Origin of the sequence: Streptomyces sp. NPDC002130 (assembly GCF_040296465.1) — a bacterium.
In the GTDB taxonomy this organism is placed as follows: Bacteria; Actinomycetota; Actinomycetes; order Streptomycetales; family Streptomycetaceae; genus Streptomyces.
This window is the reverse complement of sequence record NZ_JBEOXI010000894.1, coordinates 1-1,352: the sequence shown is the minus strand read 5'-3', so window position 1 is coordinate 1,352 and position 1,352 is coordinate 1. Positions and strand designations below refer to the sequence as shown.

General features: G+C 64.6%; 2 protein-coding genes. Both read right to left on the bottom strand.

The features are described from left to right. Nucleotides 1-67: 67 nt before the first annotated feature. The gene (locus ABT116_RS46730; RefSeq protein WP_351647367.1) at nucleotides 68-391 is read right to left on the bottom strand and encodes an AAA family ATPase; all 324 of its coding nucleotides are present in this window, start codon (nucleotides 389-391) and stop codon (nucleotides 68-70) included. After that, nucleotides 388-1,352 (bottom strand): exonuclease SbcCD subunit D (locus ABT116_RS46725; protein WP_351647363.1); only part of this gene is annotated, 965 nt, incomplete at its 5' end. The genes ABT116_RS46725 and ABT116_RS46730, both read right to left, overlap by 4 nt.

Here is a 1,352-nt window from a genome sequence, read left to right as displayed (position 1 = left end):
GTTCGGGCCGTGGGCGACCGAGGCGTGGCCCGCGTTCACGGACGCGGTGCTGACGGAGCTCTAGGGCCTAACCGGTCCCGCGCTTCTTCGGGCGCGAATACTCCGGACTGCGAACGAGTTTGATTCGGCGACCGCTGATGGTCGCCTCCAGTTCCACGCGCGGCACCGAACCGGCCGGCGCGTGATCCGACAGCAATCGCTTGCCCTCGTTGCGCGCGCCCGGCACCCGCCCGTACAGGGCGAACGCAACCGCGTCGAGAATCGTGGTCTTTCCTGCCCCGGTGTCGCCGTGAAGAAGGAACAACCCGTCTGCACCCAAACGGTCGAAGTCGACTTCGACCGTGTCGGCAAAGGGCCCGAAACAGCTGACTTCGAGTTTGTGCAGTCTCACGCGGTTTCACCCAGTTCTACCGTGGACTCCTCGGCGCGCGCGGCAGCGCTGAGCGCTTCGGTCATCAACGAGACCTCATGCTCGGACGGGTCACTACGCACTGCCGAGACAAAGCCGCGGGCGATCTCCATGTCGGTTCGACCACGAACCGCGTCGCGGTACTTGAGATCCGATTGTCCTTCCGGCCTTTGCCATTCGAGATGAACGGCAAACGGGAAACGGGCTTGAAGTTGCCTCATGGCATCGACCGGACGGACCGGGTCGGTGAGCAATGCGGAGACATAGCACTGCTCGGAATCGGCATATTTCGACTCGGTGAGTAGTTCGTCGAGTGTCCCCACTACCTGGCTCAGCCCCCGAATGACCGGGAGATCCAGGCGCTGCACCGACGACAGGCCAGCGGCGTCGAGTTCGATCAGCAGCGCCGCCTTACGGTGGCTGCGCTCACCGAACGAATACGGCAACGGTGAGCCTGAGTATCGAACACTCTCCGAGAGCATCTGCGGAGAATGCAGGTGCCCGAGGGCGACATAATCGACGCCGTCGAACTCGCCCACCGCGACGGTCTCCACTCCGCCGACCGAGATCGAGCGTTCCGATTCAGAGGCCTCACCGCCCACCACGAAGGCATGGGCGAGCAATACCGATCGAGTCGACGGGTCGGCAGCCGTTCGCTCGGCGAGATCTCGCCGAACACGCGACATGGCCGCTCCGAGGATGTCGGAATGAGTACGAGCCCGGGGCACGTCCAACTCGACGCGCGTGATCTCCGGCTCGAGATACGGAATCCCGTAAAACGCGACCGGCCCGAACTGATCGCTCAGCATCACCGGAGTACCGATCTGGCCGACGCGGGTGATCAGGTGCAATCCGCCGGCAGCGGCGAAGGATGCCCCGGCCCCGAGCCGCACCGCTGAATCGTGGTTGCCGGACGTGGCGACGATGACCGCTCCGGCAGCCC